At 28.7% G+C, this 21006-nt stretch carries 16 protein-coding genes and 1 other annotated feature; of the genes, 3 read left to right on the top strand and 13 right to left on the bottom strand.

The window, feature by feature from the left end; genetic code table 11:
• Window positions 1–14 precede the first annotated feature (14 nt).
• The 12 genes from dpaL to ARA19_RS01580 all read right to left on the bottom strand — a co-directional run bounded on the left by dpaL (window position 15) and on the right by ARA19_RS01580 (window position 16839).
• Window positions 15–1232 carry a diaminopropionate ammonia-lyase gene (dpaL, locus tag ARA19_RS01635; RefSeq protein WP_055069214.1) on the bottom strand — a complete coding sequence of 406 codons (1218 nt, stop codon included), beginning with the start codon at window positions 1230–1232 and terminating at the stop codon, window positions 15–17.
• Between the two features lie 436 nt (window positions 1233–1668).
• Window positions 1669–2994: an APC family permease gene (locus tag ARA19_RS01630; RefSeq protein ID WP_055069213.1), complete on the bottom strand. Its 1326-nt coding sequence runs from the start codon at window positions 2992–2994 to the stop codon at window positions 1669–1671.
• A gap of 383 nt (window positions 2995–3377) precedes the next feature.
• Window positions 3378–3539, bottom strand: a binding site (T-box leader).
• A gap of 185 nt (window positions 3540–3724) precedes the next feature.
• Window positions 3725–5461 carry a sigma-54 interaction domain-containing protein gene (locus ARA19_RS01625; protein ID WP_055069212.1) on the bottom strand — a complete coding sequence of 579 codons (1737 nt, stop codon included), beginning with the start codon at window positions 5459–5461 and terminating at the stop codon, window positions 3725–3727.
• Window positions 5462–5728: 267 nt separating this feature from the next.
• A complete protein-coding gene (locus ARA19_RS01620) occupies window positions 5729–6937 on the bottom strand; it encodes a molybdopterin molybdotransferase MoeA (RefSeq protein ID WP_055069211.1) in 1209 nt (402 codons plus the stop codon).
• A gap of 307 nt (window positions 6938–7244) precedes the next feature.
• Window positions 7245–8474: an NAD(P)/FAD-dependent oxidoreductase gene (locus ARA19_RS01615; RefSeq protein WP_055069210.1), complete on the bottom strand. Its 1230-nt coding sequence runs from the start codon at window positions 8472–8474 to the stop codon at window positions 7245–7247.
• Window positions 8474–8887: a 4Fe-4S dicluster domain-containing protein gene (locus tag ARA19_RS01610; protein ID WP_055069209.1), complete on the bottom strand. Its 414-nt coding sequence runs from the start codon at window positions 8885–8887 to the stop codon at window positions 8474–8476. The genes ARA19_RS01615 and ARA19_RS01610 overlap by 1 nt, the downstream gene beginning before the upstream one ends.
• 23 nt (window positions 8888–8910) lie before the next feature.
• The gene (locus ARA19_RS01605) at window positions 8911–10986 is read right to left on the bottom strand and encodes a molybdopterin oxidoreductase family protein (RefSeq protein WP_055069208.1); all 2076 of its coding nucleotides are present in this window, start codon (window positions 10984–10986) and stop codon (window positions 8911–8913) included.
• 705 nt (window positions 10987–11691) lie between these two features.
• Entirely contained in the window at window positions 11692–12984 is a 1293-nt protein-coding gene (locus ARA19_RS01600) for a polysaccharide deacetylase family protein (RefSeq protein WP_055069207.1), read from the bottom strand.
• A gap of 256 nt (window positions 12985–13240) precedes the next feature.
• Window positions 13241–14206 (bottom strand): sulfite reductase subunit C, encoded by a 966-nt coding sequence (gene asrC / locus ARA19_RS01595; protein ID WP_055069647.1) that lies wholly within the window; start codon window positions 14204–14206, stop codon window positions 13241–13243.
• A gap of 25 nt (window positions 14207–14231) precedes the next feature.
• Window positions 14232–15026, bottom strand: a complete 795-nt coding sequence (asrB, locus tag ARA19_RS01590) for an anaerobic sulfite reductase subunit AsrB (RefSeq protein ID WP_055069206.1) — start codon at window positions 15024–15026, stop codon at window positions 14232–14234.
• Complete coding sequence (gene asrA, locus ARA19_RS01585; RefSeq protein WP_055069205.1) at window positions 15026–16036, bottom strand: anaerobic sulfite reductase subunit AsrA; 1011 nt, start codon at window positions 16034–16036, stop codon at window positions 15026–15028. Before asrA ends, asrB begins: the two co-directional genes overlap by 1 nt.
• Before the next feature lie 119 nt (window positions 16037–16155).
• Window positions 16156–16839, bottom strand: coding sequence for a Crp/Fnr family transcriptional regulator (locus tag ARA19_RS01580; RefSeq protein WP_055069204.1), 684 nt, complete (start codon window positions 16837–16839; stop codon window positions 16156–16158).
• Between the two features lie 701 nt (window positions 16840–17540).
• Here ARA19_RS01580 and ARA19_RS01575 point away from each other — a divergent pair.
• On the top strand, window positions 17541–18083 hold the full coding sequence (locus tag ARA19_RS01575) for a hypothetical protein (protein WP_055069203.1): 543 nt from the start codon (window positions 17541–17543) through the stop codon (window positions 18081–18083).
• A gap of 235 nt (window positions 18084–18318) precedes the next feature.
• Here the strand turns inward: ARA19_RS01575 and ARA19_RS01570 are convergent, their stop codons facing one another.
• Window positions 18319–18894 (bottom strand): YopX family protein, encoded by a 576-nt coding sequence (locus tag ARA19_RS01570; protein WP_055069202.1) that lies wholly within the window; start codon window positions 18892–18894, stop codon window positions 18319–18321.
• 228 nt (window positions 18895–19122) lie between these two features.
• Here ARA19_RS01570 and ARA19_RS01565 point away from each other — a divergent pair, with 228 nt between their 5' ends.
• Both ARA19_RS01565 and ARA19_RS01560 read left to right on the top strand, forming a co-directional pair.
• Window positions 19123–20046, top strand: coding sequence for a DMT family transporter (locus tag ARA19_RS01565; RefSeq protein ID WP_055069201.1), 924 nt, complete (start codon window positions 19123–19125; stop codon window positions 20044–20046).
• A gap of 33 nt (window positions 20047–20079) precedes the next feature.
• Window positions 20080–20958 carry a lysozyme inhibitor LprI family protein gene (locus ARA19_RS01560; RefSeq protein ID WP_055069200.1) on the top strand — a complete coding sequence of 293 codons (879 nt, stop codon included), beginning with the start codon at window positions 20080–20082 and terminating at the stop codon, window positions 20956–20958.
• Window positions 20959–21006: the final 48 nt, after the last annotated feature.

Raw genomic sequence — 21006 nt, 5'->3', positions numbered from 1 at the left:
AATTAAATCTTAGTTTATTTATCATACTCTGTGATTAATCCATTCCAAACTATATCTTTGAATTTATCTGGGTCAGTATCTCCCTCTGTACTAAATACTAAAACTTCTGAATTTTCATCTAATTTTAATTGTCTTCTTAAGTCTGCTAATTCTGGGTTTGTCATTATTTCAAATACTGTAGCACTAGTAACTGAACCTGATTCTCCAGAAATTACTTGTTTATCACCTTTCATTGGAGCTCCTAAGATTCTCATACCTTTAGTTGAAACCCAATCAGGACATGAAATAAAGCAACTTGCATAATTTTTAAGAACTTCAAATCCTAATATGTTAGGTTCTCCACAAGCAAGACCAGCCATTACTGTATTCATATCTCCACCAACGAATCTAGCCTTACCATCATCAGCTATTGCTGATTTGTAGTAACAATCTGCTAAGTTAGCTTCAACTACTGTTGTTATTGGACAATTACCTTTAAATACATTAGCAAATACACCTTGAATTCCACCTGCTAATGAACCAACACCAGCTTGTACAAATATGTGAGTTGGTCTTTTAACTCCATATGCTTCTAATTGTTCTATAGCTTCTAAAGCCATTGTTCCATATCCTTGCATGATGTTAGTTGGAATGTCAACATAACCTTCCCAAGCTGTATCTTGAACCATTACTCCACCGTTTTCTTCAGCATATTTATTAGCTAATCTAACAGCATCATCATAATTTAAATCTGTTATTGAAGCATCAGCACCTTCTGCTTTAATGTTGTTAAGTCTTGTTAATGATGAACCTTTTGGCATTAAAACAACTGATTTTTGATTTAACTTGTTAGCTGTCCAAGCAACTCCTCTTCCGTGGTTACCATCTGTAGCTGTATAGAAAGTAACATCTCCTAATTTATCTTTAACTTCTTTTGAAATTAACTCTTTATAAGTCATTTCTTCATTTTCTCTTCCTAATCTTTTTGCTAAGTATCTAGCCATGCAATAAGATCCACCTAATACTTTAAAAGCATTTAATCCAAATCTATAAGATTCATCTTTTACATATAAACCTTTGATTCCTATATGCTTTGCTAAATTATCTAATTTAACTAATGGTGTTTTTTCATATCCATCAATACTTTCATGGAATCTTCTTGCTTTACTCACTTCTTCTTTTGTTAAATAAGAGATAGAAGCTTCTTTGTCGCTAGGTTTCATTGTATTCATTTTCCATTTTATTTTTTCCATATCAACATACTCCTTCTAAAAAAATCTCATTTAATTTTTTATATAATTATCTATAGCAATTTAAAAGCCAAAATTTTATTCACAAAAAATTGATTTTAATTGATTTTTTAGTTTTTTATGAGCCTATTTTGAACTTATAAAAGTAAAAAAATAAGCTAATTATCATATTGATAAATTTTTATCGATATGATAATTAGCTTATTTACTAAGTTTACATCCATTTTATTTTATATTTTATAGAAATTTATTATTTTGATATTTTAAAATATAATTATTTTTCTTTATTCACAATTTAATAAAAAATTTTTAAATCAGAAATTTTAAAATTTTAATTTCTTTGAATTTCACTTCTAAATTTATTAAAATTACTTAATTTACTAATAAAAATAATGCTACTTTTAAAAAGTAGCATTATTTTTTATTCTAATCACAATATTTAAACTCTTTTTCTTTTTAACATATAACTATATAAAGGAATTCCCATAAGTGTTATAATAAGTCCTCCAAGAGCAATTAAACTTGTTTTAACTCCACACATAAACAATTGATTTATTATAACAAATACACCACCAAGTATAGCTATAAAAGGAATAATAGGATATCCAATAACTTTATAAGGTCTATTCATTTCCGGCCTTTCCTTTCTTAACTTAAACACTCCAATAAATATTAATGAATAAAAGATCCATATAGTAAAGATTGAAAAGTTGCTTAAAAGACTAAATTGACCACTTAGAGTATATAAAATTGCTAGAATTGCTATAAGCCATGTAACATTAGCTGGAACATTCTTCTTATTTAATTTTGAAAAAGTTTTACTAAATGGTAAAAGTCCAGTACATGCAAGAGCAAAAGGTACTCTAGGAGCTGTCAAAATATATCCATTTAATGTTCCAAGAATAGATATTAATATACCTATATTTATAATTTGAGCACCAATATTCCCAAATAATTTTTGTGCTACTAATGAAGCTGGTGTACTACTAGCTGCTAAATCTTTAGCAGGAACTACAAGTACAAAAGCTATATTAATAGCTATGTAAATCGCCATTATTATCATAAGTCCACCAATTATAGCAGTTGGAAGATCTTTTTTAGGATTTTTCATTTCACCAGCGATATTACCTACATATATCCAACCATCATAAGCAAAAAGTGTTGCAACTAGGACTTGACCAAGTACTGAAACAAAATTAAGATTATGTCCTAAAAATGGTGTCATTATATGTGATCCATGCTTACTTTTAATAAATCCAAAAGCTATTATAAGAATAATAGGAATAAGTTTCCCTAAGGTAGAAATGATTTGAACAAATCCTCCTGTTTTGGAACCAAAAAGATTTAAAATTACTATAAATATAATTATACTTATGGCGATTGGAATTTTTAAGCTAGGACAATTAATTACTATACATGCTTGCTCAGCAAACAATATAGCAAGAGCAGCAATAACACTAGGAAAATATAAAATTGTTTGCATCCATGCTGTTAAATATGAAAGTTTTTCACCATAAATTTCCCTCATATAAACCATCATACCACCAGTTTCAGGAAATAAAGCTGATATTTCTGTAGCAGTTAATCCTGCAGCAATAGTTATAACTCCCCCTAATATCCAAGCAAAAATACCTAATCCGGGTGACCCACCTGTAGCTTTAAAAATTTGTTGAGGCATGAAAAATACACCAGAACCTATTACAAGCCCAATTACTGTAGATAAAGCTGTCCAAAATGTTATTGTTTTACTTAAATTGTTATTCACAGTACTTCCTCCTTTGTTTAAATATTTAACTAAATTGCTTTGGAATTCTATAACCACTTATTTATCTAGTTTTTATGATTATCTTACTTAATAAATAAAGGTGAATTTTAATATATAAATTAATATTTTCATATGTCATCAATAAGAATAACTTAATTAATCTAACTACTAAAACCAAAACAAATATTTATAAATTTAACCTCCTTTTAAAAGTAATTGTCTTATTAAATATATGAAAATAAAAATTTTTAGAATAAAAAAAACTCGTCCTACAATAGGACGAGTAATAAACTCGATAAACCACCCATGGTGAATAACCAATATATAAATTTAATATTCTTTCAAAAGTATAAAGTATATTGATTGTAATTTCAGATACCAACATATCCTATCTCTTAACGCGAGCTAACGTGTAAACTTAATAAGAAACCTTTTCAGCTACCAACTCATAGGTGATTTTCATTGAAGTGTACTATGCTTTTTCACCAACCAAGCACTCTCTGAAAATACAGTGAACAATTACTTTTCCTAATCAACGTCTTTTTCTTTTTAGATGTATTATATATTACGTATTTATAAAAGTCAATCGAAAAAATAATAAAATTTTAATTTAAAATTAAGGTTATAGTTAGTAATATTTTTTAATTAAATTTTATAACTTTTTCTAAGTTTTTTATATTTAAAACCATAAAATAATATAATTATTTCCATTATAATATCTCAATTCTCTTTAAAGTTCTTTAGTTGTTTTTTCCTTATCTATCTTTCTATATAAAGTTGCAATACCAATGCCTAATTTATCAGCTATTATCTTTTTAGCCTTTAAATCATTTCCGTACTTGTCTATCATTAACTCTATATATTTTTTCTCTAATTGATTTAATGTTAATTCATCATTTACTAAAGTTGATATTTCCGAAACCTTATTATAATTTTTTATAGCTTCAGGTAAAAACTCTTCATTTATTATATCTTCACATTTAGATATATTAACCATGTACTCCACACAGTTTTCAAGTTCTCTTATATTTCCCGGCCAATTATACTTCTCCATTTTTTTCAAAACTTTAGGTGCTATTTCTTTTTTTTCTATCTTTAAATTTTTACTATACTTTTCCATGAAATTATTCATCAAAAGTAATACATCACCTTGTCTCTCTCTTAATGGAGGCAATTCCATAGGAATAACATTTAATCTATAATATAAGTCTTCTCTAAATTTACCTTCTTCTACTAGTTTTCTTAAATTTTTATTCGTTGCTGCAATTATTCTTATATCTAATTCAATAACCTTATTTGAACCTATTCTTATACATCTTCTATCTTGAATTACTCTTAAAATTTTTGCTTGTAAATGAAGTGGCATATCTCCTATTTCATCTAGAAATATAATTCCCTTATTTGCAAGTTCAAATTTACCTACTCTTCCTTGAGAACTTGCTCCACTAAAAGCACCTTTTTCATAACCCAAAAGTTCACTTTCTAATAAACTTTCTGGAATAGCTGCACAGTTAATAGCTATAAAAGGCTTATCTTTTCTATCACTAGATTCATGTATAGCTTTTGCTAAAACTTCTTTTCCTGTTCCACTTTCTCCTGTTATTAAAACAGTTGAAGTTGAATCTGCTATTCTCTGAACCCTACTTTTTATTTCTCTCATAGGTTGTGAATTACCTATTATTCTATCTACACCAAATAGTTTCTTATCTTCATCTATCTTACTTTTTCCATCGACCTTTTCTTTTTTACTATCAAAAACAAAAATACTTTTATACTTACCTATATTAATATATATTTCTGTTCCTTTATTCTTATATTTATTCATATCAAAATAGCTACTCTTTATTAAAGCTTGATTATAAAAGAAATTTTTTCCCTCAAGCAATGTTAATTGCTTTATAGCCATTTCATTTAAATCATATATTTTATTTTCATCAGTTAAGATTACAACTCCAGTATCAACATTTTTTATAAATTTATCTAAAATTAATAAAAAGTCTCCTTCATTTTTAACTTTGAATTCTTCATAAACCTTAGAACTTATTAGTTCAGATATATTATCCAAAAATCTTAGGTTCTCTTCTACATTTTTTAGTATTCTATTTTTTTGCACTATATCAAAACAAATTAATCCTATTACTCCTATTATTTCTCCTTCATAAAATATAGGAGTAGCTATTTCTAAGACCTCTTTACATGATGAATGTAACTTGCATATCTTACAACATTCATCATTTATTGGATCTAAAATTATTTTATGTTCTCCAGTTTTCATAACACTTTTATAAGATACGCCTTCGCATTGTCTATCTATTTGTGAACTATAAACCCCTGTTCCTGCAATTCTTACTAAATTATTATCAACAATCTCTATATCTATATTCAAAACCTCAGATATTACATTAGAGTATTTTATAACATAACTTTGTATTTGCTTTAAAAAAGAAAATTTCCCTCTATTATCCATAAAAAACCTTCCATTTCTTAAATTTAGAACTTATATTTATTCATATTTTTCTAATATATTATAATATTTTCACAAATCATTTGTCTATTTATAACAAATAAAGTATTTTAATAAAGTTATAACAACTTTTATCATTAGATATAGTATGATATTAACTTTAACAAAAATTTATCAATAAAAAAAGCCTATAAGTTTAAACATAAAAAATTATCAATATAATAATTATTTATCATATTGATAATTTCCTCAATGTTTTTATTATAAACTTTATAATTTATATAGCTTAACTTTTGTATTTTTTTCTAGCTTAGTTGATTTAGGAACTTCTAATATAGCATTACTATTTAACATAGTATGAATTTGTCCTGGACTTTGATAAGCCTTATTTATGTACACTTTATTCTCATAGCTCTCTTCTAAATAAACTCTTAAAAATCTCCTTTTCTTTGAAATCTTAAGAAATTCATCTTGTAATATTCCATCTACTTCTTTAAGCTCTAACTCCTTAGAACCTAACATTTTACTTATTGCTCCTCTAACTGTAAGCTCAAAGGTGGTTGCTGCTGCTACTGGAGTTCCTGAGAGCCCTACATAAAGCTTATTTTGAGGGCTTATAGCTGCAAACATAGGTGAACCTGGTTTTATATCAACCTTCCAAAATAAAACCTTATAACCAACTTTCTTAACAGATTCTTGTACTATATCTTTTTCCCCAACAGATACTCCACCTGTAGAAATTAAAATATCAGCTTGTTCCTCTGCCTTTTTAACTAGCTCAATTATTTTTTCCTCACTATCACATACTGAATCGAAGAATAATGCCTCACATCCAAGTTCCTCTAGTCTAGTCTTTAAGAAAATTCTATTACTATTATAAATTTTTCCTTCACCTAAAGATTCACCAGGATTTTGAAGTTCATCACCTGTAGTTATAATAGCCACAACAGGCTTTTTATAAACCTTAACTTTTCTTATACCTAAGGAAGCAATAGCTGTTAACTCAGAAGAATTTAACATAACACCTTTTTCAAGAATTAAAGTTCCCTTTCTAAAATCTTCCCCTTTAAAAATAACATTTTCATTATGTTCCTGTTTCACAGAAATATTAACAATGTTCTCATCTAAAACTTCAACAACTTCCTGTCTTACAATAGTATCTGCTCCATTTGGTAACTTAGCACCTGTCATAATTCTAACAGCCTCAAAAGGACCTATAGTTTTAGAACTAACATATCCTGCATAAATCTTATCAATAACTTTAAAAGTTATAGGATTTCCCTCACTTGCTAAACTCAAATCCTCTGACCTAACAGCATAACCATCTAAAGGTGACCTATCAAAGGGAGGACTATCTATAGGAGACACAATATCTTCCCCTAAAATTCTTCTTCTTCCCTCAAGAATATCAACTTCTTCACATTGCTGTACCTTAACAGAATCTATAATCAACGCCTTAGCCTCTTCTAATGAAATCATCCCACTCACTCCTTTTTTATATAATATATCCTCGCTGCCTTTTAGATAGTCATATAGGTGTATCATTTGTGACCTACTCACCTACGTAAAGAATCTCTAACATTTCTTCTATAAAAGTTACTAAATTTCTAAAACTCACTCCGTTCAAACATTAGAAATTTTTCACGTAACTTTTATATCAGAAATGAAGATATTCTAATTACTAGTTCAACGGTCACTGCATTTTTCACCTATATAACTATCTCGACAGCTACTTATATATTATAGTATAAAAATATGGGGGCTGATTACTACAGCCCCCTAGGTTTTACTCATAAGTATATTCTAAGTTTTCTGTTATATTAAAGAAATCTGAATAATCTATTTTGAATAATGGTTTTTTAACTCTTGAGATGTCTATTTTTTCTCTTATTAATTGAGTTAAGACACCTGCGTAAGATAAGTCTCCTTGTATTATTGCTCCATAGATTTTTCCCTCTTTATGAATGATTTTTTTATAACCTTTTTCATTCATTTCTATTTCAACTTCATAACCTTCATTTTCTGGTGCATCTACCATTCCTAAAGATAGTGTTGCAATTCCAACAAAGTTCATTGTATTTTTACTTCCAAAGAAGTCTGTCATTTCACGCTTTACACCTAACATATTTGAAGCTGCTATTATTCCTTCCTTTACAGCTGTTGGCCATATTGGATTTCTTCCTGTTACATCTCCAGCTCCATAGACATCTTCAATATTAGTTTTTCCATCTGGAGTTATTATTAATCCAAATTTATCACAAATTACATTGCTATCTTCTAGGAATGCTACATTAGAACGAACCCCTGTTGCTACAACTATAAGCTCACAAGGAACTTCTTCTCCTGTGTTTAGAAGTAATGCTTTTGGATTATTATTTTCATCAACTATAAGCTTTTCTGCCTTTACTCCTAATCTTAGGTTAACACCTTTTTCTTCAAATTTCTTTTCATATTCTTTAGCTGCATAATGATCTAATTGTATTGGTAATATTCTATCTCCCATTTCTACTAAAGTAAGGTTTAAGTTATAGTTCATAAGACCTGATATTGCATCTATACCAACAAGTCCAGCACCTAATACTACTGCACTTTTAACTTTTTTTCCTACCTTCACCATAGTTTCTGCATCATCTAAATTTCTAAGCCCGACTACATTATTAGCTGTTCTTAAATTTTCTATTGGTGGTATAAATGATGAAGCTCCACTACATATTAGGACTTTATCATATTTTAAAACTTCTTGATTACTAAGAGTTAAAGTTTTTTCTTCATCATTTAATTTAATAACTTCTACTCCCTTTTTCCATAGTATATTATACTTTTCTATGAAATCCTTCTCTGAGAAGTCAAGTTGCTCTATTGTTCTTACTCCACTTATATAATGATGCAAAATACATCTTGAATAGATATATTCATCCTTTGATACTAAAATTATTTCTGCATTTTCATCTAATTCCCTTAAAGTTTTAGCTCCACTTATTCCAGCTGCTGAAGCTCCGATTACTACATATCTCATTAGTCAACAACCTCCTCTAGTGTTATAGCATGCATTGGACATTTAGCCACACATTGAGGTGTTTTTTCCTTTGTTGAAAGACACATATCACATTTCATTATTTCCTTTTTACTTCTATCATCAGCTTTTAACACACCATAAGGACAAGCCATTATACACATGTAGCAGCTAGCACACTTATTACTATCATAAGTTACATAACCTGTTTCTTTATCCTTATGCATAGCCCCTGTCATGCATGTGAAAACACATTCTGGTTTCTCACAGTGTCTACAAAAAATAGGTGCATATTTTCCTGAACTATCTATTACTACTCTACTTCTTGTTTCTTCTGCCTTATGTGAAATAATACAAGCTGATGTGCAGGTTAAACAGCCCACACATTTGCTTCTATCTATTTTTATTCTTTTCATAGCTAAGTCCTCCATTGTTTACTCTATTTAATAATCTCTATATTAACTGCTACAGTTTTATATGAAGGCTCCTTTGAATAAGTGTCATAATCTGAAGGAGTTAATACATTTGTTTCAATATAATGAAGCGGTGCATATAATTGTCCCTTCTTAACATCTTTAGTTACCTTCGCCATAAACTTAGATTTTTTACCATTTATTGAACTTATATTAACATAGTCATTAGTTTTTATTCCTAAAGCCTTTGCATCCTCATCATTTATATAGATATATGCCTCTCTTTCTGAAACATTAGTTGTATAATCTATTTCTCTTGTTCTTGTTTGAGTATGCCATTGTCCAACTGTTCCTCTACCTGTATTTAATAAGTATGGGAACTCCTTTGTTTTTCCTGAAGGATTTTCTGCTATTGGTTCAAATAATAATTTAGCTCTTCCATTTGGAGTGAAAAATTTTCCATCTTCAAATAATCTTCTTTCATTAGAAGTTAATTTTTCACCTTTTCTTAATGGCCATTGTATTCCTTTTGAGAACATTAAATCTTCATATTCAACACCAGAAATATCACATGGAAGTCCTTCTGTACAAGCTCTTAATACCTCGAATACATTCTTTTTATCTGTCCATACATCTAAAGCTGATCCCATTCCTAAAGCTTTACCTACTCCTAGGAAAATATCAAAATCGTCCTTTTCGCCCTCTTGTTTTTCTAAGACTGGTTGAAGACCTGTTAATCTTCTTTCTGTATTTATTAAGAACCCTTCTTTCTTTAAAGCTGAAGCTGCTGGAAGCATTATATCTGCATATACAGCACTATGAGTATCATCATAGATATCTTGAACTATGAATAAATCTAAATTCTCCACAGCTTTTTTGAAACTTGAATTATTAACCCATGAATGCATTGGGTTTGTTGCTATTATCCATAGAGCCTTTATTTCCCCTGAAATAGCTTTTTCTATTATTTGATTATATGGTATTGTTGGTTTAGTTGGAAGCATTGCTGGGTCTATTTTAAGAGCCTTAGCAACCTTTTCTCTTTCAGCTTCATTTGTATAATCTGAACCACCATAAAGTCCTGTTGTGTTACTGAATAATCTTGATCCCATAGCATTACATTGACCTGTAATTGAGTTTCCACCAGTTCCAGGTCTGCCCATATTTCCTGTAATTAATGCTAAGTTCATTATTCCTTGAGCTGTTCTAACCGCTTGATAACTTTGGTTTACTCCCATAGTCCACCAGAAAGAAACTCTCTTTCCTTCATGGATTATTTTAGCAAGTTCTAAAACTCTTTCTGGAGAAATTCCTGAACCTTCTTCAACTTTATCTAAAGTGAATTCTTTAACAAATTCTTTGAAATCTTCAAAACCATCAACATGAGCATCAATGTATTCTTTATCTATCCAATTATTTTCTATTAAAACATTAGCTAAAGTATAGATTAAAGCTAAATCACCCTTTGGTTTAATATCTACCCATATATGAGCATTTTTAGCTGTTTCTGAGTTTCTTGGATCTACTACTATTACTTTAGCATCTTTATTATCTCTTATTTTTCCCCAAATTACAGGATGTGCAACTACTGGGTTAGCACCAAATAGGAATATTGTATCTGAAAGTTCAAAATCCTTTAATGCATAAGGTGGTGCATCAAATCCATAAGTTTGCTTATGTGCAACTACTGATGTTGCCATGCAAAGTCTTGTGTTACCATCACCATTTCCACCTAAAAATGTTCTTCCTATATGGCCTATAAGAGCCATTTCTGTAGTTTCAAGCTGTCCTGTACTAATGAAAGCAAAACTTTCTTTACCATACTTGGCTTGAATATCTTTAATTCTTTTTGCTGTTTCTTCAAAAGCTTTATCCCAAGATACCTCTTCTAAAACTCCCTCTGAGTTTCTTACCTTAGGTCCCTTAGGTTCTTTAATCATTGTATTTTGTTTATCTAAATTTAATCCCTTTATACAGCTGAATCCATAATTTATTGGATGCTCCTCTGTAGGAAGTATTTTTATTATCTTATCATTTTCAACATAAAAATCTAAATTACATGCTATCGCACAGTAATTACAAGTTGATTGTACTTTTCTCATAACAATCCCTGCTTTCATTTATTTGTTAAATATTTATCATTTTAAACTTATCATATTGATTAACTTTTAACTGTGATAAAAATCACTATTAATTATTTTTTAACACATTTCCCTATATAATTGCTACTATATAAAATAAAATTTAAAAAATTCTTTATAATTAAATTATTATTTAAAAGTATAATCACATATTATAGCAAATAATTAAATATTTGATATACTTCTAAAAAGTAAAAAGCAAAATAAGGAAAATAAGTTATAGTGTCTATAAATATTAATTAACATTTAGTATTTTATCCTAAATTTAACCCTCATATACTTTTTAGAAAGTTATACATAGAAGCATTACTAAAATGCTAATATTTCTAAACCAGTATTGACCGCACCCATCAAAGCAAAAATCAAAACTTGCCTTATATCCTTTAACCCCTTATTAATAATAATCCCCCCGCATTTCTCCTTAAATCTCTGATAAATTATATTACATAAGGCAAAGAAACGCATCATTATTTCAAATATTTAAGTAAATTGTAATTTACTTGTAATACTTTATCATATAAAAAAGCTCTATCATTTCTTCCATAATAATAGTTGCTAAAATTTCCAAACTTACTTTGTTTAATTTCCATTTACACAACTTTTTTCAGAAATGAAGAGCTTTTTAATTAGTAATTTAATAATTATAATATTCTGTACCTATATTTTTTAATACCCAGGTTTTGTCGTTGCTACTTGACCTTGGTTTGAATCTGTACTGAAATCAGTATATGATATATCTTTAAATGATTGAGTAGGTGCATTCTTAATTACCATGAATTTGTAACCATGATCTTTAAAGAATGTTATAACTCCTTGAAGTCCATTAACTGTATCAACCTTTGCTCCTGCATCATGAAGTAAGATTACATCTTGAGGCATTTCCTGCCATCCTTCTGTTGAACATTGAAGCATTTTTTCTGGACTTATTTGTGCTTGAGTTGCTGCAACTCCTGAATCTGCTGTCCAGTCCATTGCAGTCCATCCTTCTTGGTCTAAAGCTTTATTAAATTCTTCTAGATGTGGATCATGGTAGTAAACCCTTGACATATATCCACCTGGAAGTCTTAATATTCTAGTATCAAAGTGAGGTCCTAATACATAATGTTCTAAATCCTTACATTGATTTATTTGTGACATGAATTCTGGAACATTTACTGTAGATACTCCATTAATAGTTGGATAAAGTAGTGGTAATTGGTGAGTGAATGTGTGATCTCCCACTGCATTTCCATCCATTATTTCTTGTCTTACTATGTTTTGGATAGCTGCATTATTCTTTAAGTGATCCCCAATTAAGAAGAATGTAGCATGTACATTGTTTTTCTTAAGTATTTGCAGTATTTTAGGTGTATTATTTACACTTGGACCATCATCAAAGGCTAAAAATACTTCTTTTTGTTTAATTTGTGAATGTCCTGAAATCATAAGTGCTACTTGGTTAGCAGGAACAGCATAACTGTTAGCTGATTCAATTATATTTTCACCTGGAATGATTTCATTAGGCTTATACCAACTTGGTATAGGATTTACATATCCAAGATTGTCTGGCGCATTAAATCCAGCCTTCATTTGATTTAAAGTTGCTTCTGATATAGGATTTGCTGAAGCTCCTAAATCAGGCACACTTGTATAAGATGACTTAATTTGAGCTACGGCCTGCCCCTTACCATCATTTAGTATAGGTGATGTACCAGTTGTAGGATTGTATCCTACATTCTCATATTCATCTCCCTTTCCAGTTCCCTTAGCTTCTGTTGCTGTTGCTTTAGTTATATCTGTTGATGTTTTGTTTGTATCAACTGTAGCAACAGAAGTATTAGATGGTTTACCTAAAGTTGCTTTATTAGTAACGGTTTTCTTGCTCTGAGAATAAAAATATCCCCCTACGCAGATTCCAACCACAACCAATGCAGCAATTATAATAGCTGTTGTTTTTCCACCATTTTTTCTTTTTATCATTTGTCCCTCCATTGTATAAATTTAGTTGTTATTTTAGTTGTTTAATTTACTAACAATATATTACCATCTTAAAATGTCAATATGGTAACAAAAAATATATATTTTATTCATAATTTATTTAAAATAGTTATTATAAAGAATAAAATCTTAGTAAAATAATAATCTATATACAAAAATATCCTACAATACTAAATTAAGTATTGTAGGATATTACTATCTTTAAATTTTTACAATAACTAAATGATATAATTCAAACTTACTTATATCTTACTCCGCTCCAGTATACATTATTTTTCATTATTGCTTTATCTGAAAGTTCAACACCTTCTAAAGCCCATTTCTTGTATTCCATGAATCCAGTTCTATCTATAATGTAACCTATATGCTCTTTTCCACCTGGTGCTGTACGGTCTATATGCTCTGTTACATATTTATAAGTATTTCTTATAATTTTTCTAATACTTTCTTCATCAGCCCAAATTAAGAAATCTTCTGCAAGTCTTGGATTTTTCTTTCCTGTTCTCCCCATAATAACTAGTCTGTAGTATTTTTCTTTGCTTCTTGTCATAGCTCTTGTTGGACAAGCCACTACACACTCTCCACATCCAATACATCTTTCGTGATCTCTTACAACTGTATAATTTTCAGCACTTAATGCACCTGTTGATTTTCTCTTACATACTCTAACACAAGCTCCACATGATACACATCTATTGCTATCATATTGTGGCTCTGTCATTCCTATAATTCCAAAATCATTCATTCTAGCTTTTATACAGTCATTTGAACATCCTGTTAAAGCTACTTTGAAGTGTAAATCATTTGGGAATATTTCCTTTTCTATTCTCTTTGCAAAGCTTGTAGTATCATAGTTTGCAAAAGGACAAACTTGATTTCCTACACAAGCAGATACATTTCTTGTACCTGATGCATTATATCCACCATTTGGATTTTCTTGATTTATATCTAATCCTTCTATAATTGGTTGAAGCATTATGTTAACTTCAGGCATGTCTTTCATGCTTATACCAGGTATTTCGAATCCTTGTCTTATAGTTATATTTACTAATCCATTTCCGTACTCTTCAGCAATTTTTTGAATTTGACCTAGATGTTCAGCTTTAAGTTGTCCACCTGGAACTCTTATTCTTGCAGCAGTTACTCCTCTATGCTTTGTAACTCTGAAAGCATTCTTTTTAAGTTTTTTAGTATTAATATCCATTCCCATTATTAGTCCCCTCCTTCTATTAATCGATTAAAAGTTTACCTTTTGTGTAATTAAATACTGGTCCATCTAAACATATGTAAGTATCATCCATCTTACAGTGACCACATTTACCTATTCCACAGCACATTTTTCTTTCTTGTGAAATCCAAATATTTTCTTCTTTTATTCCTAACTTTTCAAATTCCATAACTGTAAACTTCATCATCATTGGAGGTCCAACAACTATAACTTGTACATTATCTTTATCCTTTATTTCTAAATCTGGTATATACTTTGTAACTAGTCCGATTGGTCCTTCATACCCTTCTTCAGCACCATCAACTGTTATTATGCATGTATCAAGATTTTTCTTCCAATTTTCCATTTCTTTCAAGAATAACATGTCACTAGGAGATCTAAAACCAGCTATTAAAGTTGATCTTATAGCATCCTTTGGATTAACTGCAAAATAATCTATAACAGCTTTAACTGGTGAAACCCCAGTTCCTCCTGCAACTATTATTACTTCTTTTCCCTTATAATTTTCTAAGTCAAAACCATTTCCATAAGGTCCTCTTAAGAATAATTTATCTCCAACATATTTTTCAAATACTTCATTAGTAACCTTACCAACTTTTCTTATTGTTAAGTCAACGTAATCTTCTCCTATACCACTAACTGATATTGGAGCCTCACCAAACTTTGGAAGAGATACTTCAAAGAATTGTCCTGGTTTAACGTCTCCTCTGAATTCCATTCTGAATGTGTACTCTTTTTCTGTATGTTTGATAACTTCTTTTATCTCTGATAAAAAAGGAATATATTCATTATGCATTATTTTGACACCTCTTCCATAGCTTTCTCTAATTTGTTTATTGTTGATGAGAATGAAATATACTCAGGACATATATCATCACATCTTCCACATCCTACGCACATGTTGTATCCCCATCTTTTTTTATAGTCATAAACTTTGTGCATAACTTTGAATCTCATTCTTTCACCCTTTGAGTTTCTGAATGAATGTCCACCAGCCATATCAGTATATCCATCTACATGACATGAAGCCCATACTCTTCTTCTTTCACCATTCTTTGCGTTATCTTTATAGAATATATCTTGCATTGTGAAGCAAGTACAAGTAGGACATACGAAGTTACATCTTCCACAAGCTATACATCTATCATTATACTCATCCCACATTTCTGACTTAGTTATTCTTAAATCTAAGTTCTCTGGAATATTTACTCTTGTTTCTGTTTCTGTTACAAAATCTGGAGTTACATTTTCTTCTTTCTTGTCCATATCTGAGAATACTTTTAATAACTCTTCATCCTTAACATCCATTAGAGCTTCATTTCCTACTACTTTTAAATAAGCATCATAGTTATCACTCTTGTTAGTTCCCATATCTACACAGAAACAACTTTCAAAGCTCTTTTCGCATCCAATTAACACAAATTTAGCTTTATCTCTTAACTTTTTATAGTAAGGGTCAACAAATCCATTTCTTAAGTATATATCATCTATTCTTATTAATGAGTGCATATCACAGCTTCTTAAAAATATTAAGATTTTCTTCTCATCTACATCTGGTTCCTTACATTCTTTTTCTGTAAAGAAGAATAGTGTTTGTCTTATTGGAAGTAACACTTCTTTATATGAAAATTGAGCTTTTTTTTCAAACTCTATTTCTTCTACTGTGCTTACTTCTCCGTATCTAACCATATTTGTATCTGAAAATCTTCCGTCCCCTTCAATAACTGTTGGAGCATAGATTCTATATTCTTTTCTTAATTCGCTGAAAGCCTTATTCAAACTTTCTAAGTTAACTCTAAATCCCATAGTCCACCTCATGTAAAGTTTATTATTCCCTAAAAAATTTCTAAATTTTATACTTTGATTATAATTTAACAATCAAAAAAGAACTATGATAAATATCACAGTTCTTTTTGGGAATCTTTTTACAAACCCTTAAAGTATTTAGCTAATTTTTCTTTATCTACTACTATAATTCTTTTATTTCTTTGAATTATTAACCCTTCCTTTGCTAATATCTTCAAAGCTCTTGATATAGTTTCTCTTGGAGTTCCAAACATCTCTGATAAATATGTAACAGATAATGCTAAATCTATTAAAGTTCCTTCTTCAACACTTTTCCCATAGTCCTTGCTAAGCTTCCATAGCTTTGCAGCTACTTTTTTCTCAATTTTTAAGGAAGTGGAATTTTTAAGTTGTCTATACATTCTTCTTGTTTTTTTAGCTAGAGAATTAATAACTAATGTTGTTATCTTGAAATCCTTTTCCATTATTTCCACAAATTTAACTTTTTTAATGGATACTATTTCACAGTTTTCAAAAGCCTCACAATTTATTGAGGATGATAAATAGTCTAATATTACTTCATTTAAAAAGCTACCTTTTCCTAAAATAAATATAACTTTCTTTTGACCATATTCATTTATTTTATACAAAGCCGCTTTACCTTTATGTACAATATATACATCATCAATATTTTCTTTATCTCTAAATATATGTTTTCCTTTCAGATAACAACGAATTTCACCATTTTCACAAATTTCATTAAGAGAGTGCTCATTCACATCTTTAAAAATTCCTAGTTCTTCTAATTCCTCTTTACTTATCATATTCTTTCCCTCTTAGTTAAACTTATTTTTAACAAATTTGGAATTCTGCCCTTCAACAATATAACTCACAATCTAAATTTCTCTTTATTTTTTATATACATTTAATAATTCTTATTAGTATTTTACAAGTTATTATTAAACATTAATTCTCACTCCAGAAATACTCAAATTTATTCTATTACCTTATCATATAATTTTTACTACTAATTATATTTTATATTTATTATAAATTATCATCAAGTATGATCAATTCTATCTTATTAATCTAATAGCTTATCTCACAATCTATTATCCAAAATAATATTATATAGTAATTAATTTTTTCCTATTGTTTTAAATATTAAACATAAAAATATCAATTTGAAAAAAATAATTCTAATTTGAAAATTGTTAATAGGCTAATGGGTTATATTAATAAATATTTAACCTCTTTAATCCTGTTTTATTAATAAATGGAATATATACTAATTACTATAAGATCACTATAAATTATTTTTCATTCGATAAATAACTTATATAATACTTCAATATTCTATAAATTAGAGATAAATAGACACAAGTTTTTAGAGAACTTCATTTAAAATCTAACTAATGGATATTATAAAAAACACCATAAAGTTTTTATCTCATATAAAATGCATAAAATTAGAAAAATTTAAAATAATATATACTATATTATTACTTTTAAGGAGGATTTATAAATGAAAAAGGTTTTAGCTTCTGTAATAATAGCAGGCTTAATCATAGGTGGTGCTGTTACTTATTCCACTGCCCATCCTGAAAAACAAGTTACAACTGTTGCTAATCAAAGAGAAAATATTTCAATGGATCAAGATAGTGCTGCTGTAGTTACAAATATAAACTCAGATAATGAAAATATAAATATAAATGATTACATGGGTGATTGGAGAACAGGCTCTTTAATCGGTTCCTTAGATACTCAAAATAACATTAATAAATCTCAAAGTTCAAATATTAATATCTCACAAGATAAATTTAAAATTTCAACTTCTATTTCTAATAATGTTGTTAATGATATTACCATTACTAAACCTGTTTATAAGCTTCAAAAATTACCTGATAATTACTTCCGTATTAGTTTCCATAGAGAACCTGAAGCACTTGGACTTTCAGCAAAAAATAACTATCAAGTAATTGTGAATAATTCTCCTACAGATATTTATATTTCAAATGGGAAATTAGTTTATAATGCTTCTGGTTCATTCTTTAATTTATCTAAGTAAACAGAAAAAAGACTATATTAAATGCAGTTGAAAAAATATCAGAGCTTTTAATATAGTCTTTTTCTTCTTAAGTTTTCTTTAAGTTAAAATGCCGCCATAAATGATACTGATAGCATACCTACTATTAATACAATAGCTATAGCTAACATTATATATCTATGTCTTTTTCTTCTTCTTTCTAAACGTTCTTTATAATTACTCATTTCCCCATCTCCTATTTATAATCTAAAATATGTTAAATTTTATTTTCTAAATCCATAGCCATTCTAAACTCTTCTTCTGAATACATATTTATTATAAATTGTTTTCCTATGCCTTCATTAATCATTTTTCTTATGGATTTTATTCTTTCTTTTTTTACAGCATCATTTATTTTCTTTTCTCGCTGATCTATAGCATTAAGGACCTTGCTGTTTATTAACTCTAATTTTTTAAATTTGGATTTGTTATCATATTTACTTCCTATATTTATTACTGTTCCATGATATAAGGCATCCCATAATGCTACTGTATTGCTATCATTTTCTATGAAATAGCACCCTTTTTTGTGAGTAATTTCACCAATAAATGAATATTCTCTTCCTTCTATTTCATACTTTGTTTCTACTATATCAGATGTATAGATCTTTACTCCCAAACTATCTTTTAATTCAGTATATTGCACTAGGTAGTATTCACCTTTATATTTATCTATTTTAATATCTAATCCTTTTTTGTTTATGATTAAGAGTTCTCCTTTATTGGTAATCATAAACTCATCATTAATAAAACTATCAAGTTCCACAACATAACATTTAATTTCTAAACTCATATTGCATAAACCACCCTTTGATAATATTTCTTTTGTTTAATATAAAAACTCCTCTATTAATAAATTATATACTTTTATTAAAATAAATAAAATGCAAAAAAGTTAAATTTGTTTCTAAGTTCCTTATTTATTGAACTTAATTTAACTTTGGTTCTATTTTGTACATTTCATATTCATATTTTATTAAAATTTATGCTATACTTTTATTGCAAAGGGAGGTACTTTTTTATGTATAATGAGACAAATGGAATGATGAATAATAAAAGAAAGGGAATAATTTTAATGCTTGTTTTTGCATTTTCACTAGCTGTACAAACAGTACTTCTGAAAAAAGCAGGACATATTCCTGTTGCTGAAAAAACAGTTTATAGAAATTCTATAGCTGCTTTATTCGCATTTTTCTACATTGCAAAAACAAGAGGTTTTAAAAATAATAGAGCAATGTTTTTCGGAACTAAAAAAAATATTCTAGGTCTATCTCTTAGAAGCCTTTTTGGAATTGTAGGTATTACATTAAATCTTTATGCACTTCAATATCTATTAGTTCCAAATGCTACTATGATTCAAGATTTAAGTATTTTCTTTGTTATTATATTTTCTTATATTTTCCTTGGTGAGAAAGTTAAACTATGGCAAATATTCCTAATCTGCGTTGGATTTATTGGTGCTATATTTGTTGTTGACCCAGATAGTAGTAAATTCGTTTTAGTTCCATCTATAGCTGCTTTAATAGGAGCTGCAATGAATGGTGGAGATAGTGCTACAATGAGATACTTAGGTGATAAATGTGATCCAGTTACTGTAGTTTTCTTCTACAACTTTGTATCTTCAATAATACTTTTACCATTTATGATAATTTATTATAAACACTTATCTCTTCACACTACTATTTATTTAATTTTAGCTGGACTTTGCTATATTATAGTTGAATTTTCACTAATAACTGCATATAAATATGCACCAGCTAGAGATATTGCCCTATTTAGATATACAGATGTAATCTTCTCTGCTATACTTGCTTTCTTCGTATGGGGCAAATTACCTAGTACAACAAATGTTATTGGATATGTAATAATAGCTGTAGCTGCTATACTACTACTTCTTTACAAAAATCCAACTTCAGATTCTAAAAAAGTGAGTTCAAGAACTTAGTTTAGACGTCATTAATAAGAAAGGACTTTAAAGATGAAAGCAATAAAAGGAATTGTTATCGCTATTATAGTAATCATAGTAATAGCTATAATAGGATTTTTAACTTTAAATAAAAAAAGCTTAGATACAAATAGTGTAGTATCTAAGGCTACAAATTCTCCAGTAGCTCAAGGCGTAGCTAATACCCCTGCTGATAGCAATAACATAGTTTCCCCAAAGGAAAAAACTACAACTGCTAAAGAGGACACTACTATTGATAAACCTAAAGCTAATGAGTCTACAAACTCTACTAAAGCTCTAAATGATAGTAATAGCATAAAAGATAATAAAACTACTACTTCTTCTACTGCAGAACATAAAGAAAATAATACAACTAAAAATTCTAATATTGCTAATAATACCAATACTAATAACACTACTAATAATACTGTTCCTAGTAAAAATAATGCTGTTCCAGTTAACACTACCAAAGCTATTAATAACAACACTAATAATACTAAGGTTAATGATAATAATAACAATGTTAACAACACCAATAATAAGACTACTAATACTTCAGAAACACAAAACTTACAGTCTTATTATTTAAATCAATTAACTGGAATAACAGAGCAAATAAATGCTATGCCAACAAAGAATGATGATGATGCTCAATTGTTACAAAATGCCGGAACTCAATGCAACCTATGGAATGCAGAGCTTAATAAAATAATGAACAAGCTATCTACTACATTACCATCATCAGAAGCATCCACTCTTCAAAATGAAGAATTCCAATGGATACAAAATAGAAATAATGAAGTTCAAAATACAAGTAATAGCGGTGGCTCTATAGCACCAATATTAGGAGCTCAAAAAGAAGCTCAACTTACTAAGGAAAGATGTTATTATTTAGTAAATAATTATATGTAAAATTTAATAAAAATTAGAGGATGTATCAAATTGCAGATACATCCTCTC

Origin of the sequence: Clostridium massiliamazoniense, from assembly GCF_001403635.1 — a bacterium.
In the GTDB taxonomy this organism is placed as follows: Bacteria; Bacillota; Clostridia; order Clostridiales; family Clostridiaceae; genus Sarcina; species Sarcina massiliamazoniense.
Note: the sequence above shows the minus strand (reverse complement) of the source record. Positions and strands in the feature narration are given on the sequence as shown.